Genomic DNA, 24,761 nt, shown 5'->3' on the forward strand with positions numbered 1-24,761 from the left:
GGTCACGCCATGTCCAGTGTGATCGCCACCGGGCAATGGTCCGACGCTTTCGGCCTGTCCCAGCCGGCGCGCGGGAAACGCTCGACCTCCTGTCCGGGCGGAAAGATGGTGCGCCAGGGCTGGCCGTTGCGGATGATGTCGGGAACGGCGGTGGCGTTCTTCGCGGCCAGCGCCTTCGACAGCAGGATATAATCGAGTTGGCAAAGATGCCGCTCCTCCGGGCCACGCGTGTGGTAGAAGCTCCAGCGGTCCATCTCTGGCCGCCGTTCGACGACATTCTCGCAAAAGCCGCCGGCGGTAAGCACGTCGATCGAGGACCGGGCTTCGTCGACAACCTCGAAACGGTAGCCATCGATGGCGTCGCCGTCGACCTTCACGCGTTGTCGGTAGTCGTTCAGGTCGCCGCAGACCACCCAGCGCTTGTCGGCGGCATGGTCCTTGCCGAAACGCTCCTCGATGATACGGCGCACCGCCTGCGCCTCGGCGATGCGCAGCGGCATCGACGCCTCGCGGCCGTCCAGCCCGTTGCGCGGCGGGCCCATCGATTTGAAATGCACGAGATAGAGCGTCAACGACGCGCCGCCGACCCGCAGGTCGATCTCCAGGCAGTCGCGGCGAAAGATACGCTCATTGGCGAGATAGCCCAGCCCGGCGAGCTCCGGCGTGAACAGCCCGAACTGCTCGAAAGTGACATAGGCGTGGCTGGTCATGCGCAAGAATTCGATCGGCTGCCCCTGCGCGGTTTCGTTGCGCATCATCACGGCGACATCGATGCCGCGCGTATCGTTGCCGGCGGTGGTGTATTTCTGCCGGTACCCCCGCCCGACCATCTTGAACAGATAGCCGTATTCGAAGGCCTTCAGCGCCTCGATATTGTCGACCTCCTGCATGCAGATGACGTCCGCGCGGGTGGCCGCGATGGCGAGCGCCGTCAACTGGCGGGTGTCGTCGGACTGGGCGATCGCGCGGGCCTGCTCGAGGATGCGGTATTCGGCCTCGCTCCGGATGTCGAAGAGCGCCAGCGTGCGGTCTTCATTGAGCTGGTTGCGGTAGCCCGAGAAATCGAACCTGTTCATCAGGTTCTCGACATTGAAGGTGGCGAGGCGCAGCGACATGGCCGCGACCTTTGCCTGCAAGCGAGGGCGAAAACAAGGGCCAGGCCGATACTCGTCATGGTTGATGGAACCTTTCCGTTCATCCTCCGTTCAGACGGAAAGTTCCAACAATAGGCCTTTCCCCGGGGTGTGCTGGGCGTGGGGCCTTTACTCCTTGGAGAGTGAAATGAAACCGCTTTTTTCTTCCCTGAGATCCGGGCTCCTGGTCCTGGGCCTCGTTACCGGCGTGACGGCGCCATCGGTCGCCGGACCGATCCTGCAACCCGATCTCGGCGTCGCGACGAATGCTGCGCCGAAGATCATTCCCGTGCGCGAGGGCTGGGCCGGCAACAACAACGGCGGCAGCTTCCAGCAATGGCGTTGGCGCCATCGCGGCGGCGACTTCAGATGGCGTGGCGGCGACCGTCGCTTCTCGCGCCACTGGGACGGCGGCGGCGACTGGCGCTGGCGGCACCACCACCGCCGGCATTTCCGAGGCGGGGACGCGGCGATCCTGGGGCTGGGCCTCGGCCTGGGCTTGGGCAGCATGGCCTATGGCAACTACTACGATCCCTACTATTACGATCCCTATCCGCGTTACGCTCAGCCGCGGCGCATTTACCGGACCGAGCGGCTGTCCAGCGCGCATGTCCGCTGGTGCTACGACCGCTACCGGTCCTATCGGGCCTGGGACAATACGTTCCGGCCCAACTACGGTCCGCGCCGGCAGTGCATCTCGCCCTATATCTGAGCTCGTCGGCAGGAATGATGAAACGGCGCCCTTCGCGGGCGCCGTTTTATTTTGCCGCAACCTGTGGCTACGACGGGTGGCTACGACGGGCGATAACGCTAAATTCATTGGCGGCTTCTATCCATTCATGCCGATCTCCCCCAACACGACGACTCGCAGGACCAGGTTGCAGGACGTGCCCGCCATGGCCGAAAACGAACACAGAAACCAACACAGGCACCGCGTGCTGAAAGGCGCGGCGATCCTGACTGGCATCAACAATTCCGAGGTAAGGTGCACGGTGCGCAACATGCATGCGAACGGCGCCGAGCTGAAAGTGCCCATCGATGCGCGCGTGCCGGACGAATTCCTGCTTTATGTGCCGGTCAACGGCATCGGCTACAAGGCAGTGGTGCGCTGGCGCCGCGAGGATCGCATCGGCGTCGAGTTCACCGACACCGAGCCCAAGCCGCACTGGCACTACGGCTGAAATCGCGTCCACTTCGCGGAATAAAAAGCCGGCGGATTTCTCCGCCGGCTTGAAGCTGCAGCAACCTACCGATAGCCGGCAGGGTGGAATTGGCGCAGGTTTCTTAGTTCTTGGCCTTGTCGACCAGCTTGTTCTTGGAAATCCACGGCATCATCGCGCGCAGCTTGGCGCCGACTTCCTCGATCTGGTGGCTGTCGTTGTTGCGGCGGATGCCCTTGAAGCGCGACATGCCGGCGCGGTATTCCTGCATCCATTCCGAGGTGAACTTGCCGGTCTGGATGTCCTTCAGCACGCGCTTCATCTCGGCCTTGGTCTCGGCGGTGATGATGCGCGGGCCTGAGACGTACTCGCCCCATTCGGCGGTGTTCGAGATCGAGTAGTTCATGTTGGCGATGCCGCCTTCATAGATCAGGTCGACGATCAGCTTCACCTCGTGCAGGCACTCGAAATAGGCCATTTCCGGCGCGTAGCCGGCTTCCACCAGCGTCTCGAAACCGGCGCGGATCAGCTCGACCAGACCGCCGCACAGCACCACCTGCTCGCCGAACAGGTCGGTCTCGCATTCCTCGCGGAAATTGGTCTCGATGATGCCGGAACGGCCGCCGCCGACGCCGCAGGCGTAGGAGAGCGCGAGATCGAGCGCGTTGCCCGAAGCGTCCTGGTTGACGGCGACCAGGCACGGCACGCCGCCGCCCTTCTGGTATTCGCCGCGCACGGTATGGCCCGGGCCCTTCGGCGCGATCATGACGACGTCGACCGAGGCCTTCGGCTCGATCAGGCCGAAATGCACGTTGAGGCCATGCGCAAAGGCAATCGCGGCGCCGTCGCGGATGTTCGGAGCGATCTCCGATTTGTAGATGTCGGCCTGCAATTCGTCGGGCGTCGCCATCATCATAAGGTCGGCCCACTTGGCGGCGTCCGCCACGCTCATCACCTTGAGGCCGTCGGCCTCGACCTTCTTGGCGGTCGCCGAGCCAGCCTTGAGACCGATGGCGATTTCCTTGACGCCGGAATCCTTGAGGTTGAGCGCATGCGCCCGGCCCTGGCTGCCATAGCCGATAATGGCGACCTTCTTGCCCTTGATCAGATTGAGATCGGCGTCACGATCGTAATAGACACGCATTTGGTGTTCCTTCCCGTTTTGAAGATCAGAGGGCCAGTGGCCCGGTTTTTGCTCTGAAGAGAGCGAGAAACTGTTGCGTCGCGCGCGCGGCATCGCCGCCGATCGTCGCCCCAGTCAATTCCACCCGGTCGCCGAGCAGCAGACGTATCTGCACGTCGCGGCCGACCAGACCGAAAAAGGTTCTGAACGCCGTCTCGGCGTCCTCGAAATCGAGCAGCCCGGCCTGCAGACCGGCTTCAAGCACCGGCTTCAGGCGCTTGGCAAGAGCGAAGCGGCCATTCTGCAGCACGATCGCGCCGAGATCGTCCTTGCCGGAACCGGCATGGCTGACTGCCACACGGTTCAGCGCGATCGAAGTGTCGCTGGAGATAACCTTCAGCCAATCTGAAGCGAAGCGCTCCAGGCTCGCCGTGAGCGAACCGATATCAAGTCTCTCACGGTCGACGGCCGCGACACGCACCTTGGACGCCTGCCATTGCACCGTGGCGTTGAGCAGTCCATCGCGATCGCCGAACCATTTGTAGAGCGTTTCCTTGGAACAGCTTGCCCGCCGCGCCACCGCCGTCATGGTCAGGTTGTCGCCCTCTTCGACCAAAAGGCGAAGTGCCGCATCCAGAACGGCCTGCTGGCGCTCGGTGAGCGCTTCGCTGTTGTCGATATCCTGCACGCTGTGCAACACGTTTGCCCTCGGATACGTTGACAAGACCGATGCGTACCGTACGTTACGGTTCGGCTTCTATGCCGTATTGCCCGAAGTCATGCAAGCCCTATTTTCCATTTCCTTGCCGGAGGGATAAGATGCTGGTCGGCCTGCTCGCCCTGGCCGTAGCCGCCGCCTTCACCGGCGCCGCTGTCTATGTCAGCGTCGCGGAGCAGCCGGCACGGCTTGGCCTCGATGACCAGGCGCTGCTGCGCGAATGGCAGCCCTCTTATAAGCGCGGGGCCGCCATGCAGGCCTCAATTGCCATGGTCGCCTGCATTCTCGGCCTGATCGCCTGGTGGCTGACCGGCGCGTCAGCCTATCTTGCCGGCGCGCTGTTCATCATTTTGCCTTGGCCATGGACGCTGCTGGTGATGATGCCGACGAACCGGAGGCTGGAGGCGATGGATGTCGAGGCCCCCAATTCTCAGGCGAGGTCATTGATCGTCAGGTGGGGCGGGATGCATCTCGTCCGTGTCGCGCTGGGCGCGCTGGCGACGATCGCATTTCTATGGGCCTTGCGCCTGCCGTGAAAGCTCGTCGGCTCATGGATTTCAGTCCGCGACCGGCGGGTCGCGCAGCCGCCCGAGCAACCCGGCAAGCATCCCTAGCTCCTTGGCGGAAAGCCTGTCGCCCATCAGTTCCGCGATCGAAGCGCCATAGACGGTCCAGATGCGGCGGCGCATGTCCCGACCGCTTGGCGTGATGCGCACGGTCTGGCCCCGGCCGTCGTCTGAGACGGGCAGCTTTTCGACCAGACCATCCGCCTCGAGCCGGGCCAGCAGCCGTGAGACGCCGTACTGTGCCAAGAGAACGCGATCCATCAGCTCGAACGGTCGCAGCCCCCCCTCGCCCGCCTCCGCAAGCTCGTGCAGTACGTCGTACCAGGCGAGCGGCGGCAGCCCGCCGGCTTTCAGTGCACCCTCGGTCCTTTCGATCAGTTGGCGCGAGACGCGCATGAGGCGCGCCCAGGCGATGACGGCTTCGGGTGATGGTGATGTTTTCGTCATCGGGCCAGCCTAAGCGATAGATGCAATTGCATCAAGCTTGACGATCAATGCAAACGCATCCATATAGATGCAAATGCATTTATATGGAGAGAACCGATGAGACATGAAATCTGCAAGATCGCCGACATTCCGCAAACCGGCAGCCTGATCGCGCCTTTCTTCGGCCGCGAGGTCCATGTCTGGCGCAGCGGCGAGCGCATCCGCGCCGCGGCCAATATCTGCCTGCATTTCGGCGGGCCGCTGGACTGCAAGGACGGCGCTTTCGTCTGCCAGTGGCATGGTGCGAAATTCGACATGGCAAGCGGCGAGCGCCTGGAAGGCCCGGCGCCGAAGGGCTCGCGCCTGATGTTCCTGTCGACCCGCGTCGAGGATGGCGCGCTGAACTATGTCTGGGGAGAGTGAGATGACCGCAAGGCTCACCCTCGTCAGCCATCACTTGTGCCCCTACGTCCAGCGCGCGGCGATTGCGCTTGCCGAAAAAGGCGTGCCGTTCGAGCGGGTCTATGTCGACCTCTCCAACAAACCCGACTGGTTCAAGGCGATCTCGCCGCTTGGCAAGGTGCCGCTGCTGCGCGTCCGGCACGGCAATGCGCAGGATGTGATTTTCGAATCCGCCGTCATCCTCGAATTCCTCGAGGAGACCGAGGCCAATCCCTTGCACCCGGCCGATCCGCTGGCGCGGGCCAGGCATCGCGCCTGGATCGAATTCGGCTCGGCTATCCTCAACGCCATAGGCCGTTTCTATTCCGCTGCCGACGAAGCTGCTTTCCTGCATGAAAGCAAAGGCTTGTCCGAAATGTTCGCACGTGTGGAAGCAGAACTGTCTGCAAGGCAAAGCGGTCCGTGGTTCGCCTGCGATCGATTCTCGCTGGTCGATGCCGTTTACGGGCCGGTCTTCCGCTATTTCGACACGTTCGACCGCATCGGCGACTTCGGCATCCTCGACGGCAAGCCGCTCGTCCAGGCCTGGCGCGAGGCCTTGAGCGAACGCCGGTCGGTGAAGGAAGCCGTCGGCCCGGACTATCCGCGGCGGCTGCATGCCTTCCTTCTGGCAAAGCAATCTTGTCTGTCCGGGATCATCCAGCGGCAGGCCATTGCAACTCCGCAAGTCCGATCCGCCTGAACGGGTCGATCACCGTGCCGGCGACCATGGCCGCGAGGAATTGCGGCCCCGGCGGAATCCTCGCCAGCGCCGCCACCATGCGGTCGCGGACAAAGGGCAAGGCCGCGGAATCCGATTGGTAGAACGGCGTCAGCGACAGCGACAGCGCCTGGAAGACGCGCACATGCCAACGGCGCGCGCTTGCATAAGTCGCAAGCGCGTCATCGATGCCGTTCGTCCGCGCCAGCGCATGGCTGAGCGCGGCCGCGTCGAGCAGCGCCATGTTCGCGCCTTGCCCGAGTTGCGGGCTGGTCGAATGCGCGGCGTCGCCGATGACGGCAAGCCGTCGGCCGGCCGGCAGCGTCATCGTGTGGTGGCCATAGCGGGCGAGCGAGAGCTGCTCGAAACTGTCGATCTGACTGGTGAAAACCTCGCACTCAGGCCATACCGACATCACCCTCGCCTTCCAGGCGTCGAGCCCCTTCGCCTTCACCTGTTCGGCGTCGGCCGGCTTGAGGCTCCAGAAGAACGCCGCCATGTCTTCCGCGCCGGGCTCCGGCCGGCCGATCGGCAGCACGCCGACCATGACGCTTGCCTTGTCGTAGCGCTGCAGCAGCGCGCGTTCGTCGAAGCCGTCGCGCCAGCCGAGCGACGCCCAGAATGCCCCATAGGCGAGCGGCCGCGGCATCGCGGCATCGCCAAGATAGTGCCGCAGCTTCGAGCGCGCGCCGCTGGCATCGACGATAAGGTCGAATGGGCCGAGCCGCCTGCCGTTGCCGCACACGAGCGCCGCGCGCTCGGCCGCCTCCAGCGTCTCGACCTCGACATTGGTTTCGATGGCGATCGCTTCGCGCAAAGCAGCGCGGTAGAGCACGCCGAACAGCGCCGCCCGGTGCACCGCGAGGCCGAAGCGGCGGCCGCGCCGCGCGTCGTAGCGGACTTCGAGCACAGTGCGGCCGCTGCCGGCGTCGGTGCCGTGCAGCCGCTCGATCCGGCTGCCAAGCGAAAGAATCTCGGCGAGCAGGCCGAGATCGGCGAGCACGGTCAACCCGGTCGGCTGCAGGATGAGGCCGGAGCCGAGGGGCTTCGGCGCGTCGAAACGCTCGAAAATGGTGACCTTGTGCCCTGCCCGGTTGAGATAGAGCGCCGCGGCCAGTCCGGCCGGCCCGGCACCGGCAATCGCTATGTCGTAAGATCTGCTCATCGCCCGCCCAAGCCAAGCCGGCGCGACAATCTCCCACCAGTATCGTCAAATCAAGCTGGCGCTTTGACGCCCATCAAGTTTGGGCATCGAAAGCTGCGCGGGCCGCGCGCACGGCGTCATGGTTGAGCTCGGCCCACTGGATCAGCATCTGCAGGGGTGCGAACATCGAGCGCCCAAGATCGGTCAAGCTGTATTCCACGCTCGGCGGCTTGGTCGGAAACACTTCGCGATGAACATAGCCATCGCGCTGCAGGTCGTGGAGCGTTTGTGTCAGCATGCGCTGTGAGATGTCGGGAACCAGCCGTCGCAATTCGCCGAACCGATAGGGCTTCTCGGCCAGCGCCATGACCAGCAGCGAGCTCCATTTGCCGCTGATGCCCTGGATCACGTCGCGGACCGGACAATCGGCGAAATTGGCGCCGTTCGTCATGGCCTTGTAGATCTCGAGCTTGGCTTTGAGATTGAAGATCTTGCTGTCCATGGCGACATCCGCTGATCGAAATTTCGACCGGCCGGGGTGGTTCCCCCGCCGTGCCTACCTCCCGAAAAACTGCCTTCTTTACGGCTTGAGGTCAATTCCTATTTTAGCGCTGGTCTCTTTTTGAGACTACCTCAGCACCCGCCAATCGGCGCAATTCAGGAACCTCCCATGACCGAAACACTCCTCGTCACCGGTGCCTCCGGCCAGCTTGGCCGCGCCGTCATCGATCACTTGCTGGAAGCGCAGAAAATTGCGCCGGAAAGCATCATCGCCGCCACGCGCAATCCCGAAAACCTCGCGGATCTCGCGGCGCGCGGCGTTGCCGTCAGGGCTGCCGATTTCAACGACAAGGCCTCGCTCGAGAAGGCATTCAGCGGCGCCGACAAGGTGCTGATCATCTCGACCGGCGACCTTGACCTCAAAACCGGCCGGCGCCTGAAGCAGCATGAGACCGCGGTCGCGGCGGCCAAGGCGGCAGGCGTTTCGCATCTGCTCTACACCTCGATGCCCAATCCGGAGCCCGGCTCGCCGGTGCTGTTCGCCGGCGACCACTACGGCACCGAGCAGGCGATCAAGGCGAGCGGCATCCCCTACACCATCTTCCGCAACGGCTGGTACCAGGAGAACCTGTTCATGTCGCTTCCGCATGCCATTTCGTCGGGCAAGTGGTACACGTCGGCCGCCGACGGACGCATCGCCCATGGCGCGCGCGACGACATGGCGGCCGCCATTGCCGCCGGCCTTGCTTCCGGCACGAAAGAGAGCAGGATCTACACGCTGACCGGTCCGCAGGCCCACACCGTGGGCGAGATCGCCGCTCTGGTGAACGAAGTCACCGGCAAGCCGCTGGAAGTCATCCAACTGCCGGACGAGGCGCTGACCGAAGGGGTGAAAGCGGCCGGCGTTCCCGAAGATTTCGCCCGCATCATCGTCTCCTTCGACGCCAACACCCGCGCCGGCCGCATTGCAGAGGTGACCGATGCCGTCGAAAAACTATCTGGCCGCAAGCCGCGGACGCTGAAGCAGTTCCTCGAGACGAACAAGGCTGCCCTGCTCGGCTGAAGTCTGGCGCGCCTGGGGAAGCCGTCCCCCGGCGCGCCTCACTTCGTTTTCTTGAGCAATCCGAGCCGGATCAGGCTCTCGCTGGTCGCCACAAGCGCGTCTTCGCGTGACCGCGGCTTCCAGCCGAGCAGGCGCACGGCTTTGGCGCTCGTGGCGTTTCTCGGCTTGCCCAGTTCCGTCACGATCTGGGCCGCTTGCCCGTCGAACAGGCCGATGATCCGGACCAGCCAGTCCGGCAGCTCCCTCGTCGTAATACGCGATCCTGCATTGCCAAGCCGCGCCTTCAGCGTCCGCGCGAGCTCGAGCATCGTCATGAAGTCGCCGCTGATGGCCAGGAACCGCTCGCGCCTGGCGGCGGGGTTGGTCATGGCGCGCAGATGCAGGTCGGCGACGTCGCGCACGTCGACCACGCCGAACACCATGCGCGGCAGGCCGGGCATCTCGCCATCCATCAAACGCCTGATGAAGTCCGTCGAGGTCGAATGATCCGGCCCCAGGACCGGCCCGAAGATGCCGACCGGATTGACGACCGCCAATTCCAAGGCGCCGCTTTCGCGGTCGATGAAATCCCAGGCCGCACGCTCGGCCAGCGTCTTCGATTTCACGTAGGCGCTCACCTTCTGCGACAGATCGGTCCAGTTCTCTTCCGTGAACGGACGGCCGGGAACCGGTACCTGGCCATAGCCGATGGCGGCAAAGGACGAGGTGAGCACGACCCGTTCGACGCCGGCATCGCGGGCGGCGCGCAGCACGCGCAACGCCCCTTCCCTGGCCGGAACGATCAGGTCGTCCTCGTGTTTCGGCACGCCGGGCGGAAAGGGCGAAGCGACGTGCAGGACATATCGGCATCCGGCAACCGCTTCGGGCCAGCCCTTGTCGCTCATGAGATCGGCATAAGCGAAGGAGAGCGCATCGCCCGGTTCGACGCCGCCGACCTTCAGCATGGCAAGAATATCGGCTTCGCGCTTGGCCGAGCGCACCGTCGTGCGCACGCGGTAGCCCGCGTTCAAAAGCGACAGGATGCAATGAGCGCCAAGGAAGCCGGACCCGCCGGTCACAAGCACCAACCCGTCGCTCATGCCCCCGCCTCTTTCGAAAGCAACTGCGTCTTCCATCCGCAATTGCGGGACGTCAGCCTATGCGGCGCAGTCTGTCAGATCGCGACCTGCGTGCCAATCTCCACCACGCGCCCGGTGGGAATCTGGAAATACTCCGTCGCGTCCGCCGCCGTTTTCGCCAGGCCGATGAACAACCGGTCCTGCCAGATCGGCATGCCGGAATTGGGCGATGCCTTCAGCGAGCGCCGCGACAGGAAGAACGACGTCGTCATGATGTCGAACTTCCAGCCTTGCTTGCGGCAGATCGCCAGCGCGCGCGGGATGTTCGGCTGCTCCATGTAGCCGAAGGTCAAGGTCACGCGCATGAACAGCTCGTTGACCGTCTCCAGCTTCACGCGCTCGCTGTCGGGCACCACCGGTTGCGGCGCCGTCACCACCGACAGGATGACGTTCTTTTCGTGCAGCACCTTGTAGTGCTTGAGGCTGTGCATCAGCGCGGTCGGCGCGCTCAGCGGATCGCTGGTCAGGAACACCGCGGTGCCGGACACCAGTTGCGGTTTCTTCTTCAGAAGGTTCCCCGCCAGAAAATCGAGCGGGATCTCGTTGCGGCGGGTCTTGTCGAACAGATAGCGGCTGCCGCGCACCCAGGTCCACATGCCAAGAATAATGGCGAAGGCGACCGCGAGCGACGCCCAGCCGCCCTCGAACACCTTGACGATGTTGGAGGCGAAGAAGCCGATATCGATCAGGGCAAACACCGCGGTGAGCGCGATGGCCGGCCAGATGTTCCATTTCCAGATGCGCGTCATGACGATGAACAGCAGCGTCGTCGTCACCAGCATGTTGCCGGTCACCGAGATGCCATAGGCCGAGGCGAGCTTGCTGGATTCGCCGAAGCCGACCACGAGCATCATGACGACGAGCGCGATCAGCATGTTGACGCGCGGCATGTAGACCTGGCCGGACTGCTTTTCCGACGTATGCAGGATTTCCAGCCGCGGCAGCATGTTGAGCTGCACGGCCTGCCGGGTGAGCGAATAGGCCCCGGAGATCACCGCCTGGCTGGCGATGACCGTCGCCGCCGCCGCCAGCACCACCATCGGGATCAGCGCCCAGCCCTCGTTCATCTCGAAGAACGGGTGGCCGACCGTGCCGCCCTTGGCAAGCACGAAGGCGCCCTGCCCGGCATAGTTCAACAGCAGGCAGGGAAACACGATCGCCAGCCACGCCAGCACGATCGGCTTGCGGCCGAAATGGCCGAGGTCCGCGTAGAGCGCCTCGGCGCCGGTGACCGCCAGGAAGACGGCGCCGACCGTGACGAAAGACACATCCGGTGAATTGATGAAGAAGGCCACGATGTAATGCGGGCTTATAGCCCACAGGATTTCCGGGTCGTCGATGATGTGATTGAGACCGGACAGGCCGATCGCGAGAAACCAGACGGCGGTAACCGGGCCGAACACCAGGCCCACGCCGCCGGTGCCGAAGCGTTGCACAGCAAACAGCATCGCAAGGATCAAAAGGGTCAGCGGCACGACATAGGGCTGGAAGGCAGGCGTGACGACATTCATGCCCTCGACCGCCGATAGCACCGAGATGGCGGGCGTGATAACCGCGTCGCCGAAGAACAGCGATGCGCCCACGATACCGATGCCCAGCACGATCGCCGAGCGTGTCGGGAAGGTGCCGCGCGCCAGCGCCATCAATGACAGCACGCCGCCCTCGCCGCGGTTGTCGGCGCGCAACACGAACATGATGTACTTGATCGTCACTGTAATCGTGAGCGACCAGATGATCAGCGACAGCACGCCCAGAATGTCGGCGCGGTTGGCGACGTCGCCGCCCGAGGAAGCATGCAACGCTTCGCGAAACGCGTAGATCGGGCTGGTGCCGATGTCGCCATAGACCACGCCGAGCGCGCCCAGCATCAGCACCTTGGTGCTGTGCTGCTCTATTTCGGGATGGCTCGATTGGTCGACGGGTTCTGCCTCAGCACCATTGGCAAGGGCCATGGACGACACTCCGATAAAACGCGCGGTGCTCTACGCTTGCTGCGGTGCAATATCAAGTGCCCCGACGTAAGGGCTCCCATGCCGCCGACGCAGGGCTTTCAATATACGGTACGCGCGGGCTTCTTCATCCGGCGTAGATCGAGGCTGTCAGATCGCTACCTGCGTGCCGATCTCCACCACGCGCCCCGTCGGAATCTGGAAATACTCGGTCGCATCCGCGGCCGAGCGCGCCAGGCTGATGAACAGCCGGTCCTGCCAGACCGGCATGCCGGAATTGGGCGACGCCTTCAGCGAGCGCCGCGACAGGAAGAACGACGTCGTCATGATGTCGAACTTCCAGCCCTGCTTGCGGCAAATGGCCAGGGCGCGCGGAATGTTGGGCTGTTCCATGTAGCCGAAGGTCAAGGTCACGCGCATGAACAGCTCGTTGACCGTCTCCATCTTGACGCGCTCGCTGTCCGGCACCACCGGTTGCGGCGCCGTCACCACCGAGAGGATGACGTTCTTTTCGTGCAGCACCTTGTAATGCTTGAGGCTGTGCATCAGCGCGGTCGGCGCGCTCAGCGGATCGCTGGTCAGGAACACGGCGGTGCCGGACACCAGCTGCGGTTTTTTCTTCAGCAGATTTGCCGCCAGGAAGTCGAGCGGGATCTCGTTGCGGCGCGTCTTGTCGAAAAGGTAGCGGGTTCCGCGGATCCAGGTCCACATGATCAGGCCCATGAGGCAGGCGACGGTGATCGACACCCAGCCGCCTTCGACGATCTTGACGACATTGGCCGAGAAGAAGCCGAGATCGATGACGCCGAACAGCATTGCAAGCGCCAAAGCAGCGGCAACCTGCCATTTCCACAGCCAGCGCATCACCACGAACAAAAGGATCGTCGTCATCAGCATCTCACCCGTCACCGAAATGCCGTAGGCCGAGGCCAGCGCGCTCGAGCTGCCGAAGCCGACGACCAGAAGCATCACGCCGAGCGCGACCAGGAGATTGACCCTCGGCATATAGATCTGGCCGCTCTGCATCTCGGAGGTGTGCTGCACCTCGATGCGCGGCAGAAGGTTGAGCTGCACGGCCTGCCTTGTCAGCGAGAAGGCGCCGGAAATGACGGCCTGGCTGGCGATGACGGTGGCCGCCGTCGCCAGGCCGACCATCGGCATCAGCGCCCATTCGGGCAGCATCTGGAAGAACGGGTTGGTGGGCTTGCCGCCATGCGAAAGCACGAAGGCGCCTTGCCCGAAGTAATTCAGCAGCAGGCAAGGGAAAACGATTGCGAACCAGGCCATCACGATCGGCTTGCGGCCGAAATGACCAAGGTCGACATAAAGCGCCTCGGCGCCGGTAACCGCCAGGAACACCGCGCCGACGGTGACGAAGGCGCCTGTCGGCGTGGTGGCCAGATAGTAGATCGCGTAATACGGGTTGATCGCCAGGAAGACGGATGGGTCGTCGACGATGTGATAGAGGCCGGCCGCGCCGATCGCTACGAACCATGTCGCCGTCACGGGTCCGAACACCGCCGCCACTTTGCCCGTGCCGAAGCGCTGCACGGAGAAAAGCACGGCCAGGATGACCAGCGTGATTGGAACCACATAGGCATCGAGCGCCGGCGTGACCACTTCCAGGCCTTCGACCGCGGACAGCACGGAGATCGCCGGCGTGATGATCGAATCGCCGAAGAACAGCGCCGCGCCGCAAAGGCCGATCACCAGGATGAGCTTGGAACCTGGTGGGTAGGCGCTGCGCGCCAGCGACATCAGCGACAGCGTGCCGCCCTCGCCCTTGTTGTCGGCCCTGAGCACAAAGGCGACATATTTGATCGTGACGATGATGGTGAGCGCCCAGACGATCAGCGAAAGCACGCCGAGCACGTCATGGCGGGCAACCGAGCTCGACGAAGCATGCAGCGCCTCGCGGAAGGCGTAGATTGGACTCGTGCCGATATCGCCATAGACGACGCCGAGCGCGCCAAGCATGAGAACCTTGGTGCTGTGCTGCCGCTCGGTTTCGGCATGGCCCGAACGTTCGAGGGATTCCGTCTCGCTGGTGTTGGCTAGCACCGTGAACCCCACTTCACCGGATTCGCCATGCTCCGGGGTCGCCGCATCGCGCGGGACACACAAAGACTGCCGAAACTACGCAAGGCGCCCTACCATCCGCAGGCCTTCAAGAACCGTCCGATCGTGCCGGCCATGCCATACTCCAGCGCATCGGCTGTCAACCCATGTCCGATCGATACTTCGGCCAATGCCGGAATACGCTTGGCCAATGCCGGCAGGTTCTTCACGGTCAGATCGTGGCCGGCGTTGACGCCAAGCCCGGCCGCGAATGCGGCGTCAGCGGTTTTTCCCAATCTTTCCAGCTCCTTGGCCGCCTTTGCGGAATCGGAATGGAAGCCGCCATAGGGACCGGTATAGAGTTCGATGCGGTCGGCGCCGGTATCGCGAGCCGCGTTCACCCCATCCGGATCGGCGTCGGAAAACAGCGACACGCGGAACCCGCCCTTCTTCAGCCGCTTGACGATCGGTGTGAGGAACGCCGCCTGGGCGGCGAAGTTCCAGCCATGGTCCGAGGTTGCCTGCGCCGGGTCGTCGGGCACCAGCGTCACCTGCTCGGGCTGATGCTTCTCGACAAGCGCCAGGAAGTCCTCGGTCGGATAGCCCTCTATGTTGAATTCCGCGCTAGGAAATTCGTCGTCGATCAGCGCCCTGATCTCCGGCAGGTCGGAATGCCTGGTGTGCCGCTCATCGGGCCTCGGATGCACCGTCAGCCCATGCGCGCCGGCGGCAAGTGCGATGCGGCCAAGTCCGGTCACGCTCGGCCATGGCAGGTCGCGGCGGTTGCGCAGCATGGCGACGGCGTTGAGGTTGACCGAAAGCTTGGCGGGCATGAACTGGGTCCAGTGGATCGGCGGGCATCTATAACGCCTTTAAGGGGAACAGATAGAGGGTTTCGGGTGTTCCAGGGGATAGATGGAGGCTAACACAAGGATTTGCCATTGAATTTCCTCGAAGCCGTGCCGGCGATCCGCCGCATCGAAACCAACCGCGACGCGCTTTTCGCCATCGACGTCGTCGGCGATGTCTCGCCGGCCGATGCGGAAAATCTGTTCGGCCTGCTGGAGGCCGCCTACGCGCTGCATCCGAGGATCGACGTGCTGGTCAGGCTGACCGACGAGGAAAGCGTGGACTGGGCCAATATCTCGCAGGACACGCTTCGCCAGGGCGTTGCCGACGCAATGCAACATGTCGTGCGCTGCGCGGCCATCGGCGAGCCGAGCTGGGCTTCTCTCGTCACGGGCATTTTCCCCAAGGCGCTGCCCTTCGAATTCAGGCGCTTCGATGTCGACGATGAGGAAGCCGCCTGGCAATGGCTTGGCGCGCGGCCGACATGACATTTACAGGCGTCAGCGCACCACCGTCAGCCGCTCGGCGGCGCGGGTGATGGCGGTATAGAGCCAGCGCTGCCGGGTCTCCTTGAAGGCCCAGCTCTCGTCGAACAGCACGACGTCGTTCCACTGCGAGCCCTGCGCCTTATGCACGGTCAGCGCGTAACCGTAGTCGAAATCGTCGAAACGCTTCTTCTGCTGCCAGGGAATCTCGGCATCCGGGTCCTCGAACGCCGCCTTGAGCAGCTTGATCTTGGCGACGCCGCGATCGGGATCGTCCTCCTCCGGCGAAACCAGAAGGTTGATGCCGGGCTTCACCGTCTCGCGCGACGAGGTCATCACCTTCCACAGCGAACCGTTGAGCAGCCCCTTGGCCGGGTCGTTGCGCAGGCAGACCAGCTTGTCGCCGGCCTGCGGGAAGTCCGCGTTGAATCCCTTCAACTCGCGCAGCCTTTGATTGTAGCGCCGGCGCGTTCGGTTGGTCCCGACCAGCACCTGGTCGGCCTTGAGCACCAGTTCCTGGTTGACGCCTTCCCTGCCGATCACCTGCGCCGTGCCGTAGTCGCCATGCATGAACTCCCGGCCCTCGCGCACGTCGAGCGCCAGCCGGATGATGGGATTGTCGCGCGCCTGGCGGTGGATTTCCGTCAGCAGCACGTCCGGTTCGTGCTCGGTGAAGAAGCCGCCGCCCGAGATCGGCGGCAACTGGGCGGGATCGCCGAGCACCAGGATCGGCGTGCCGAAGCTCATCAGGTCGCGGCCGAGCTGCTCGTCGACCATCGAGCATTCGTCGATGACGACAAGCTTGGCGCGCGAAATCGGGCTTTGCCGGTTGAGCGAAAAGGTCGGCGACATCGATGTCTTGCCGGTCACCTCGTCTTCGACCGATTCCTCGCCCTTCGGCCTATAGATCAGCGAATGGATGGTGCGGGCGTTGGTCGCGCCCTTGGAACGCAGCACCTGCGCCGCCTTGCCAGTGAAGGCGGCGAACTGCACCTGCCCGTCGACGTGCTCGGCGAAATAGCGCGCCAGCGTCGTCTTGCCTGTGCCGGCATATCCGAACAGGCGGAAGACTTGCGGCCGGCCCTCTTTGAGCCAGCGCCCGACCGCTTTCAAAGCCTCGTCCTGTTGGGGAGAAAATTCCATCAGTGCGACAGACCGGATTCGCTGACGAAAGACAAGGTTGGCCGCCATATCGACCGTTGTCGGCTGCGGGCGCTCACGCCTCCGACAACCCAGGCTATCAGCCGCAAATAGGAACGTAAAGAGAACAAAAGGCCAATGCCGTGGGCGCAACCCAGTCCAGCGAGTGCAAGTCAGCCGTAGGCAGCCACTGCCGGGGGCGGGGGTGGATCACGGTCAGCCGTCGGAACGGGCGCGTAGTGGTCGAACTGCATCGTGTAGGTCGCACGGTCCCGGCTCATCGAGCGCAGGTTGTCGAAGTACTTGAACATAGTGGCCAGCGGCACCATCGCGTTGACGACGATGGCCTCGCCGCGGCTTATCCGACTCTTGACCAGACCGCGGCGGCCGTGCAGGTCGCCGATAACGCTGATGACGTAGATTTCCGGCGTCACCACCTCGACCTTCATGATCGGTTCGAGCAGTTGCACGCCAAGTTTGGGCAGGGCTTCCTTGAAGCAGGCGCGGCCGGCGACCTCGAAGGCCAAGGCCGAAGAGTCGGTATCGTGAGAAGCCCCATCAACCAATGACGCCTTGACTCCGATCATCGGGAACCCGGCGAAGGGACCTGAGACCAGGATGCTGCGCATCCCTTTTTCGACTGCGGCGGCATATTCGTCCGCAACCGCGCCACCAGGAACCTTCGACGAGAATGCGAATTCCGGACTGTGCCCGTTCGGCTCGAACAGGATCTTGACGCGGGCGAACTGTCCTTGGCCGCCGAACTGCTTCTTATGCGTGTAGTCTTGCTCGCGGGCGTAGGTAATCGTCTCGCGATAGGCCACCTGCGGAGCCCAGACCTTGAACGCGACTTCGAACTCAGTGAGCAGGCGATGGACGATGACGTCGAGGTCGAGTTCGGTCATCGCGGCGATGATCGTCTGGCCAGCTTCCTCGTCCCATTTCACTTCAAAGTCAGGCTGCTCCTCCGACAGTGTCGACAAGGCAGTGCGAAGCTTCTGCTCGTCGGCCGTGGACTTTGGCTCGATCACGATTTGCAGCAACGGCCATGGTGCGGCAGGTTTTTCCATAGTGACCGCACGGTTGCAGGCTGCTCCGATATTTGCAACCGAATATCGGGCCGAAATCCAGACTGAGATAACAGAAGCCTAAACTTGTCCCACTGGCTGGCAAGTCGCGATCAGAACCCCGGATCATTCTCCAGCAGGATCGGCTTGCCGTGCGGCGTCGCATGGGCGGCGCGCTCCCACGCGGCGGCGAGTTCATCCACCCCGCCTTCTCGGACGATACCCTTCCGGGACAAGAGCTTCTCCAGCGCCGCCAGCCAATGCTCGTAGTAATCGTGGCCGTCGCTCGCCGCGCCCGGCTGCTTCACCTCTGCCGACAAGGCCTCCGCCCATTCGCTCCACGAAAACAGGCCTTTGTCGTGCAGCGCGACGGTCATGGCGAAAGCTTCCGCCTGCCACGGCTCGGCGAAGACCGGCTCGCCAAAATCGGCCGGCAAAGCAGCATCATGCCGGCTCAAGATAGCTCTCCCAGGCGTCGATCGAGACGCTCAGCGTCGGATCGGCGCCCTCGCCCCAGATTTCGACCCCGTCGAACACCACCGTATAGACCCATTGCGGGTTCTCGCCCTTGCCATGCGCATTGGTGTCGGGGAAGACGAAGCCGCCGCGAACGGCATCGATCGTCCCGCTTTTGCCGCGCGCATAACGTGGGAGGCGCGTATGGCCGGTCGGGTTGAAATTCTTCGTCCGCACCTGGTCGCCCGCCTGGAACCGAGCCGGCGTGGCAACCGGCCGGTCGCACGGCCCGCCCTTGGCGAGCACGACCGGCACATCCGCCGCCTTCAGCACCCGTTTCGGCGTCGCGGCCGGATCGACCGCCTTGCCGGCGGCAAGGTCGCGCTCGGTAACGAAGCCGTGGCGTTTCAGGAGCGTTTCCAGCGCCTTGATCCAGATCTGGTAGTAGCTCGATGAGTAATAGTCGGCGGGATGCAGCGATTCCCGCGCATGCCGGCTCTCGTCGATGTTCCAGGCGCCCATGCCGCCTGCGGTGAGCGTGACGCCGAGCGCCCGCCTTTCCCATGCGGCGTGGAAATAAGGCTCGACCGTTTCGGGCGCGACCGGCCCGAACCCCATCTGCCCACCGAGATCCTGCGGCCCGTTCATGTCGGTTCCTTCGCGACCGCCGTGCCGATCATCGCATCCCGGCTCACCAGTCCGGCGAGTTGTTCCTCGCTCCAGCCTTCCGTGCCCTTGGGCCGCATCGGCACCACGAGGTAGCGAAGCTCGGCCGTCGAATCCCAGACGCGGATCTTCATCTCCGCCGGCAGCGTCAACCCGAACTCCTGCAGCACGCCGCGCGGATCGATCACCGCCCGCGAGCGGTAGGGCGGCGCCTTGTACCAGACCGGCGGCAGGCCGAGCACCGACCACGGATAGCAGGAGCAGAGCGTGCAGACGACGAGGTTATGCGTCTCGTCGGTGTTGAACACGGCCTGCATGTGCTCGCCCTGGCGACCGGTATAGGAGAGCGATCCGATCGCCGCGGTCGCGTCGCGCTTCAGCCAATCGGCGTAAGCCGGATCGCTCCAGGCCTTTGCCACCACCCGCGCACCGTTGCGCGGACCGATCTTGGTCTCATAGGTGTCGACGATGACGTCGATGGCCGCGGGATCGATCAGGCCCTTTTGCGTCAGGATCGTCTCCAGCGCGCGCACGCGCGCCGCGAACGGATCGAGCTCGTTGTCGTGGTCATGATCGTGGGCCATGTCACGAGGTTACGATTGCCCACACCGCGCCGCAAGCATGACGGCTTGGGCCAGAGCCGCCGCCTACTCGGCGGCGGTCTTTTGCGGGATATCATCGTTGGTGTCGAACAGCGAGGCTTGCTCGCCGCTTTCCACCACATGCAGCGCCGGACTGCTCTTCTTCGAGAAGAAGCCGAGCAGCCAGCCGGAGAAATTCTCGAAATAGACGTAGATCACCGGCGTGACGAACAGCGTCAGCGCCTGCGAGGCGAGCAGGCCGCCGACCACCGCGACGCCGAGCGGCTGGCGAAGCTCGGCGCTGGCGCCGGTGCCGAGCGCGATCGGGAACGTGCCCATCAACGCGGCAAGCGTCGTCATCATGATCGGCCGGAAACGCATCAGGCAGGCCTTGTGGATGGACTCCTTCGCCGACATGCCTTGACGCCTCAGCTCCAGCGCGACGTCGACCATCATGATGCCGTTCTTCTTGACGATGCCGATCAGCATCAGGATGCCGATCACCGCGATCACCGACAGGTCCATGCCGGCGAAGCGCAGCGCCACCACCGCGCCAAGCACCGCCGACGGCAGGCCGGTGAGGATGGTGAGCGGGTGGATGAAGCTCTCATAGAGCATGCCGAGCACGATATAGATCGTCAGGATCGCGCCGCCGATCAGGAAGCCCTGGTTGGCAAGCGAATCCTGGAAGGTCTTGGCCGTACCGGCAAAGCTCGTCGAGATCTCCTTCGGCATGCCGATCTGTTCTTTGAGCTGCTCGATGCGGGTCACTGTGTCGCCGAGCGACACGCCCTGCGGCAGATTGTAGGAAACCGTCACCGCCGGAAGCTGGCCGAGCTGGTTGACCGTCAGCGCGCCGGCCGTGCGATCGACATGCGCGAAAGCGCCGAGAGGCACCAGGCTGCCGCTCGCCGTCCGCATCTGGATGGCGAGCATCCGCTCGGGCGACCATTCGATCTTGGGATCGAGCTCGGTGATCACCTCATAGCTGTCGGCAGAACCGAAGATCGTCGAAACCTGATCGGTGCCGAAGCCGCCATAGAGGGCCGAACGCAGCGTGTCGGTATCGATGCCGAGCTGGGCGGCCTTGTCGCGATCTATCACCAGCGATGCCTGCAATGCGTTGTTCTGCAGGTCGCTGGTGACGTCGGTGAAGGTCGTGTGGTCCGCGGCCATCGCGTCGTCCAGCTTCTGCGCCCAGATGTCGGTCTGGCCGGTATCCAGGCCCTGCACCACGAGCTGATAGGCGCTGGCCGACGACCGTGAGCCCAGCCTGAGATTCTGCACCGGCTGCATATAGGCTTCGATGCCAGCCACATTCGAAAGCTGCCGCCTCAGGTCGGACTGGACCTTCTCGATGTCGGGGCGCTGGCTCTTGTCCTTCAACTGCACATAGAGCCGGCCCTGGTTGAGCGCGCTTTGGCTGCCGCCCACCGACCACGCGACATGCGTCACATAGGGAGAATGGGAGAATACATCGGCGACCTTGCCCTGCAGCTTGACCATGGCATCGAAGGAGATGTCCTGGCGCGCAAGCGTGGTCACCGAGATCTGGCTGATATCCTCCTGCGGAAAGAAGCCCTTTGGCGAAACCTGGATCAGCCACACCGAGGCCGCCGCGGTTGCGACGAAGACGAGGAACACCAGGAAGGTGTTTCGCAGGCAGAAGCCCAGGATCCGGTCGTAGCCGCGCGTGATGAAATCCGGCTTGTGACCGGGGGCATGCTTTTCGCGATCGGCCTTGCTCACCGACAGCAGGCGCGAGCAGAGCATTGGTGTCAGCGTCAGCGACACGAACATCGAGGCCAGGATGGCGACGGTCACCACGACCGCGAATTCGTTGAAGATGCGGCCGATGACGCCGCCCATCAGCAGCACCGGGATGAACACCGCCACCAGCGAGATCGAGATCGAGATGATGGTGAAGCCGATTTCGCGCGCGCCCTTCAGCGAGGCGTCGAAGGCCGACAGCCCGTCTTCCTCCATGTGGCGGAAGATGTTTTCCAGCATGACGATGGCGTCGTCGACGACAAGGCCGACGGCAAGCGTCAATCCCATCAGCGAGATGTTGTCGATCGAAAAGCCGAACAGGAACATCGCGCCAAGCGTGGCGATCAGCGAGATCGGCACCGCCACGGCCGGAATGATCGTCGCCGTCACCCGCCGCAGGAACACGAAGATCACCATCACCACCAGGGCGATGGTCAGGAGCAGCGTGAACTGGACGTCGTCGACGGCTTGCCGGATCGAGGTCGAGCGGTCGTTGAGCAGCTTGATGCTGGCGGCCGCCGGCATCTGGTCCTGGAAGGATGGCAGCATCGCCTTGACCTTGTCGACCACCTCGACGGTGTTGGCGTCGGGCTGGCGCTGGACCGCGAGGATGATGGCGCGCGTGCCGTCATACCAGCTTGCCGTCGTCGTGGTCTCGACCGAGTCGACGACGCGCGTCACCTCGCCCAGCCGCACCGGGTGACCATTCTTGGTGGCGATGATCAGGTTGGAGAAGCCGGCGGCGTTGTCGAGCTGTGTGTTGGCGGTGATGGTCAGCTGCTGCTTGTTGTTCTGCAGGACGCCGAGCGGCGTGTTGCTGTTGGCCGAAGCGATCGCAGCCTGCAGCTGATCGATCGAGATGCCGCGCGCCGCCAGCGCGGTCGGATCGATCTGGATGCGCACGGCATATTTCTGCTGGCCGTAAATCGAGACCTGGGCCACACCGTCGATGGTCGAGAGAGAAGGTGAAATGACGTTTTCGGCGAAGGCGTCGAGATCGGTCAGCGGGACCGTGTCGCTGACCAGCGACATCAGAAGGATCGGCGCGTCGGCCGGATTGACCTTGCGATAGCTCGGCGGCGCCGTCATTTCCGGCGGCAGCGATTTTTGCGTGCGCGCGATCGCCGCCTGGACGTCCGCCGCCGCCGCGTCGATGTCGCGGTTCAGCACGAACTGGATGGCGATCGAGGTCTGGCCGAGCGAATTGGTGGTCGAAATCGAATCGATGCCGGCGATCGTCGCGAATTGCTTGATCAGCGGCGTCGCCACCGATGTCGCCATCGTCTCCGGCGAGGCGCCGGGCAAGCTGGCCGAGACGTTGACCACCGGAAATTCGGCGCTGGGCAGCGCCGCCACCGGCAGGAACTTGTAGGCAAAGATGCCGCCCAGAATGAGGGCGAACGACATCAGAAGGGTGGCGACGGGCTTGCGGATGCAGAATTCGGAGATCATTGGCTCGCCCCGCCGGCCTTGTCGGCCTCCGCGACCTTGGGCGACGCCTGATCAGTGGATCCGGCCACGGCTTTGCCTTCGTGCACCGCCGCGCCGTTCTTCAATCGCGTCTGGCCTTCGACGACGACCTTCTCGCCGCTCTTGAGACCATCGCTGATGGCGCTGTTCTGGCCCTCGGTCAGCGCCACCTGCACCGGCCGCATCTCGACGGTGTTGTCCGGCTTGACCACATAGACGAACGGCCCCTTCTGGCTGGGCTGCACCGCGACCGTCGGAACCGAGGTCATCTGCGGCATCGTGCCGGCCTCGAGCACCACGTTCACATATTGCCCGGGCCACAGCGAAAGATCCGGATTGGGTATGCTCGCCCGCGTGGCGATGGTGCCGGAGGCAGTATCGACGCTGGAATCGACGAAATCGAGCGTGCCCTTGCCGATCGGCGTGGGATCGCCGTCCTTGGTCAGCGTCACGTCGCCTTGCTGCGGGTCGGCGAGCGCCTTGTGCAACAAGGCCAGATTGCTCTCCGGCAGCGTGAAGTTCACCTGCAGCGGGTCCATCTGCGTGATGGTGACCAGCGGCGTCGAGCTGCTCGAGTTGCCGTTGCTGGTGGTGACGAGATCGCCCACCGAGACGTTGACGGCGCCGAGCCGGCCCGCGATCGGCGCCGAGATGGTTGCATAGCTCAATTGCACGGTGTCGGCATCGATGGTCGCCTTGTCGGCGTCGATGGTGGCGGCCGCGGCCTTCTGCGCCGCCAGCGCCTGATCGTAGGTCTGCTGCGTTCCAGCCTGCTTGGCGACGAGGTCCTTGGCGCGCTGCAGGTCGGCCTGGGCGCTCACCAGCATTGCCTGGTCCTTGGTGAGCGTCGCCTGGTCCTTGGCGAGCTGCGCCTTCAGCGCGCGGTCGTCGAGCGAGATGAGAAGATCACCGGCCTTGACCATCTGCCCGTCCTTGACCGCGATCGATACGATCTGGCTGGAAACACGGGCATTGATGCTGACCACCGCCGGCGACGAGACGAAGCCGATGGCATAGCGGCGTATCGGGAAATCGGCGGTCGTCGCGGTCGCCGAAACGATCGAGGCCGAACGCCCACTGCCGCCTTTCGCATTATCCGATGCACTGGCTGTCTTGTCACCGCCGGCCGTCTTGTCCGCTGCGGCAGCGCCAGCCTGCTTGCCCGAAATGAGCTCCTGGACCTTGGCCAACGTCGTGGGCGAAAAATAGAGCCCGGCGCCCGCCAGACAGGCGACCGCTACAACTGCAAAGGCGATTTTTCCGCGCATCGACAAAATAAGCCCTCTACCCGACACGCCGATCCCGGTGGTCCATCTTAGCTCGATTCACGGCGCTTCGCCGCGATTTTCGCCGAATAGATAGGACAAGGCTTTGGCGGAAAAGGGCCAAAACGCGGCATTACGAAGATTTAATGTGCAGTGCACAAATGTTGGGCAGCCGGCAAATGAGGTCGCGAGCAGTTCTGCGGCCCATCCGAAAGGCTGTCTAGATGTGTCGATATTCAGGTCAGGCCGGCCTCACCTGAATATCGACACATCTAACCGAGCATCGGCCACAGCGTCGCCGCCAGCAGCACCCCCATGGCGATGTTGAACCATTTCAGCCGCACCGGATCCGACAGGAAGCCGCGCAGCGCCGAGCCGAAGCCGGCCCACACCGAAACGCTGGGCAGGTTGACGATGGTGAAGGCGATCGAGATCAGCGCCACCGAGACGAACGGGTGATCGGAATTGGTGTAGACGGCCATGGCGGTGATGGCCATCACCCATGCCTTGGGGTTGACCCACTGAAATGCAGCGGCGTCGATGAAGCGCATCGGCCGCCCCTCCGCCCCATTTCCGTCGCTTATCGAGCGGGACATGGCGATCTTCCAGGCGAGGTAGAGCAGATAGGCGGCGCCCGCGATTTTCAGCGCCGTATGCAGCGCCGGAAACGCCGTCAGCACCGCGCCGAGCCCGAAGCCGACGGCCAAAAGCAGGACCAGAAAGCCGATGCTGATGCCCAGCATGTGCGGAACCGTCCTGGCGATACCGAAATTGACGCCGGAAGCGAGCAGCATGAGGTTGTTCGGCCCCGGCGTGATCGACGTCACGAAGGCGTAGACCAGCAGGGCAAGGAATGCGTCGAGCGACATGTTATCCTCCCCGATATGTCAG

The 24,761-nt window shown here is 63.7% G+C and carries 24 protein-coding genes and 1 pseudogene; 7 read left to right on the forward strand and 18 right to left on the reverse strand.

Features of this window, described 5'->3' with window-relative positions; translation table 11 throughout:
* Nucleotides 1–2: 2 nt before the first annotated feature.
* The gene (locus FJ418_RS25045) at nucleotides 3–1,115 is read right to left on the reverse strand and encodes an endonuclease/exonuclease/phosphatase family protein (RefSeq protein WP_140870206.1); all 1,113 of its coding nucleotides are present in this window, start codon (nucleotides 1,113–1,115) and stop codon (nucleotides 3–5) included.
* A gap of 166 nt (nucleotides 1,116–1,281) precedes the next feature.
* On the opposite strand from FJ418_RS25045, the gene FJ418_RS25050 reads away from it, so the two are divergent.
* The gene (locus FJ418_RS25050; RefSeq protein WP_140870209.1) at nucleotides 1,282–1,845 is read left to right on the forward strand and encodes a BA14K family protein; all 564 of its coding nucleotides are present in this window, start codon (nucleotides 1,282–1,284) and stop codon (nucleotides 1,843–1,845) included.
* A gap of 184 nt (nucleotides 1,846–2,029) precedes the next feature.
* Nucleotides 2,030–2,314, forward strand: coding sequence for a PilZ domain-containing protein (locus FJ418_RS25055; protein WP_140644262.1), 285 nt, complete (start codon nucleotides 2,030–2,032; stop codon nucleotides 2,312–2,314).
* Nucleotides 2,315–2,417: 103 nt separating this feature from the next.
* Here FJ418_RS25055 and ilvC read toward each other — a convergent pair whose 3' ends face one another.
* The gene (ilvC, locus tag FJ418_RS25060) at nucleotides 2,418–3,437 is read right to left on the reverse strand and encodes a ketol-acid reductoisomerase (RefSeq protein ID WP_140644260.1); all 1,020 of its coding nucleotides are present in this window, start codon (nucleotides 3,435–3,437) and stop codon (nucleotides 2,418–2,420) included.
* 25 nt (nucleotides 3,438–3,462) lie between these two features.
* Entirely contained in the window at nucleotides 3,463–4,116 is a 654-nt protein-coding gene (locus FJ418_RS25065) for a TetR/AcrR family transcriptional regulator (RefSeq protein WP_140870212.1), read from the reverse strand.
* A gap of 122 nt (nucleotides 4,117–4,238) precedes the next feature.
* Here FJ418_RS25065 and FJ418_RS25070 point away from each other — a divergent pair, with 122 nt between their 5' ends.
* The gene (locus tag FJ418_RS25070; protein ID WP_181167084.1) at nucleotides 4,239–4,670 is read left to right on the forward strand and encodes a DUF1772 domain-containing protein; all 432 of its coding nucleotides are present in this window, start codon (nucleotides 4,239–4,241) and stop codon (nucleotides 4,668–4,670) included.
* Nucleotides 4,671–4,691: 21 nt separating this feature from the next.
* Here the strand turns inward: FJ418_RS25070 and FJ418_RS25075 are convergent, their stop codons facing one another.
* Complete coding sequence (locus FJ418_RS25075; protein ID WP_140870218.1) at nucleotides 4,692–5,147, reverse strand: MarR family winged helix-turn-helix transcriptional regulator; 456 nt, start codon at nucleotides 5,145–5,147, stop codon at nucleotides 4,692–4,694.
* Between the two features lie 96 nt (nucleotides 5,148–5,243).
* Here FJ418_RS25075 and FJ418_RS25080 point away from each other — a divergent pair, with 96 nt between their 5' ends.
* Together FJ418_RS25080 and FJ418_RS25085 are read left to right on the forward strand one after the other, a co-directional pair.
* Nucleotides 5,244–5,549 (forward strand): Rieske (2Fe-2S) protein, encoded by a 306-nt coding sequence (locus FJ418_RS25080; protein ID WP_140785585.1) that lies wholly within the window; start codon nucleotides 5,244–5,246, stop codon nucleotides 5,547–5,549.
* Nucleotide 5,550: 1 nt separating this feature from the next.
* Nucleotides 5,551–6,270 carry a glutathione S-transferase family protein gene (locus FJ418_RS25085; RefSeq protein ID WP_181167082.1) on the forward strand — a complete coding sequence of 240 codons (720 nt, stop codon included), beginning with the start codon at nucleotides 5,551–5,553 and terminating at the stop codon, nucleotides 6,268–6,270.
* Here FJ418_RS25085 and FJ418_RS25090 read toward each other — a convergent pair.
* Nucleotides 6,224–7,453 carry an NAD(P)/FAD-dependent oxidoreductase gene (locus FJ418_RS25090; protein ID WP_140870224.1) on the reverse strand — a complete coding sequence of 410 codons (1,230 nt, stop codon included), beginning with the start codon at nucleotides 7,451–7,453 and terminating at the stop codon, nucleotides 6,224–6,226. The genes FJ418_RS25085 and FJ418_RS25090 overlap by 47 nt on opposite strands.
* Before the next feature lie 73 nt (nucleotides 7,454–7,526).
* Nucleotides 7,527–7,934 carry a helix-turn-helix domain-containing protein gene (locus tag FJ418_RS25095; protein ID WP_140705807.1) on the reverse strand — a complete coding sequence of 136 codons (408 nt, stop codon included), beginning with the start codon at nucleotides 7,932–7,934 and terminating at the stop codon, nucleotides 7,527–7,529.
* Between the two features lie 168 nt (nucleotides 7,935–8,102).
* Between FJ418_RS25095 and FJ418_RS25100 the strand changes: the two genes are divergently transcribed.
* Entirely contained in the window at nucleotides 8,103–8,996 is an 894-nt protein-coding gene (locus tag FJ418_RS25100; RefSeq protein WP_140870227.1) for an SDR family oxidoreductase, read from the forward strand.
* 38 nt (nucleotides 8,997–9,034) lie between these two features.
* Here the strand turns inward: FJ418_RS25100 and FJ418_RS25105 are convergent, their stop codons facing one another.
* The 4 genes from FJ418_RS25105 to FJ418_RS25120 form a co-directional block, all read right to left on the reverse strand.
* Complete coding sequence (locus FJ418_RS25105; protein WP_140870230.1) at nucleotides 9,035–10,075, reverse strand: aldehyde reductase; 1,041 nt, start codon at nucleotides 10,073–10,075, stop codon at nucleotides 9,035–9,037.
* A gap of 74 nt (nucleotides 10,076–10,149) precedes the next feature.
* Nucleotides 10,150–12,066, reverse strand: a complete 1,917-nt coding sequence (locus FJ418_RS25110; RefSeq protein WP_140644240.1) for a potassium transporter Kup — start codon at nucleotides 12,064–12,066, stop codon at nucleotides 10,150–10,152.
* Nucleotides 12,067–12,213: 147 nt separating this feature from the next.
* The gene (locus FJ418_RS25115) at nucleotides 12,214–14,040 is read right to left on the reverse strand and encodes a potassium transporter Kup (protein WP_226892240.1); all 1,827 of its coding nucleotides are present in this window, start codon (nucleotides 14,038–14,040) and stop codon (nucleotides 12,214–12,216) included.
* Between the two features lie 173 nt (nucleotides 14,041–14,213).
* Entirely contained in the window at nucleotides 14,214–14,954 is a 741-nt protein-coding gene (locus tag FJ418_RS25120; RefSeq protein WP_140705813.1) for a pyridoxine 5'-phosphate synthase, read from the reverse strand.
* 108 nt (nucleotides 14,955–15,062) lie between these two features.
* On the opposite strand from FJ418_RS25120, the gene FJ418_RS25125 reads away from it, so the two are divergent.
* Nucleotides 15,063–15,458 carry an STAS/SEC14 domain-containing protein gene (locus tag FJ418_RS25125; RefSeq protein ID WP_140655184.1) on the forward strand — a complete coding sequence of 132 codons (396 nt, stop codon included), beginning with the start codon at nucleotides 15,063–15,065 and terminating at the stop codon, nucleotides 15,456–15,458.
* Nucleotides 15,459–15,470: 12 nt separating this feature from the next.
* On the opposite strand, the gene FJ418_RS25130 is transcribed toward FJ418_RS25125, so the two are convergent.
* The 8 genes and pseudogenes from FJ418_RS25130 to FJ418_RS25165 all read right to left on the reverse strand — a co-directional run bounded on the left by FJ418_RS25130 (nucleotide 15,471) and on the right by FJ418_RS25165 (nucleotide 24,739).
* Complete coding sequence (locus FJ418_RS25130; RefSeq protein ID WP_140856511.1) at nucleotides 15,471–16,598, reverse strand: ATP-dependent RecD-like DNA helicase; 1,128 nt, start codon at nucleotides 16,596–16,598, stop codon at nucleotides 15,471–15,473.
* Between the two features lie 170 nt (nucleotides 16,599–16,768).
* Nucleotides 16,769–17,683: pseudogene (gene fusA / locus FJ418_RS25135) on the reverse strand (elongation factor G); the annotation flags it as partial.
* A gap of 92 nt (nucleotides 17,684–17,775) precedes the next feature.
* Complete coding sequence (locus FJ418_RS25140; RefSeq protein WP_140856515.1) at nucleotides 17,776–18,120, reverse strand: nitrile hydratase accessory protein; 345 nt, start codon at nucleotides 18,118–18,120, stop codon at nucleotides 17,776–17,778.
* A complete protein-coding gene (nthB, locus tag FJ418_RS25145; protein ID WP_140870237.1) occupies nucleotides 18,107–18,766 on the reverse strand; it encodes a nitrile hydratase subunit beta in 660 nt (219 codons plus the stop codon). The genes FJ418_RS25140 and nthB overlap by 14 nt, the downstream gene beginning before the upstream one ends.
* The gene (gene nthA, locus FJ418_RS25150; RefSeq protein WP_140856519.1) at nucleotides 18,763–19,368 is read right to left on the reverse strand and encodes a nitrile hydratase subunit alpha; all 606 of its coding nucleotides are present in this window, start codon (nucleotides 19,366–19,368) and stop codon (nucleotides 18,763–18,765) included. Before nthA ends, nthB begins: the two co-directional genes overlap by 4 nt.
* Nucleotides 19,369–19,431: 63 nt before the next feature.
* Entirely contained in the window at nucleotides 19,432–22,587 is a 3,156-nt protein-coding gene (locus tag FJ418_RS25155) for an efflux RND transporter permease subunit (RefSeq protein WP_140870240.1), read from the reverse strand.
* Entirely contained in the window at nucleotides 22,584–23,873 is a 1,290-nt protein-coding gene (locus FJ418_RS25160) for an efflux RND transporter periplasmic adaptor subunit (protein ID WP_140870243.1), read from the reverse strand. The genes FJ418_RS25155 and FJ418_RS25160 overlap by 4 nt, the downstream gene beginning before the upstream one ends.
* A 269-nt stretch (nucleotides 23,874–24,142) precedes the next feature.
* Nucleotides 24,143–24,739 (reverse strand): LysE family translocator, encoded by a 597-nt coding sequence (locus FJ418_RS25165; protein ID WP_140870247.1) that lies wholly within the window; start codon nucleotides 24,737–24,739, stop codon nucleotides 24,143–24,145.
* Nucleotides 24,740–24,761 lie beyond the last annotated feature (22 nt).

The organism is Mesorhizobium sp. B2-8-3 (assembly GCF_006440815.1).
In the GTDB taxonomy this organism is placed as follows: domain Bacteria; phylum Pseudomonadota; class Alphaproteobacteria; order Rhizobiales; family Rhizobiaceae; genus Mesorhizobium.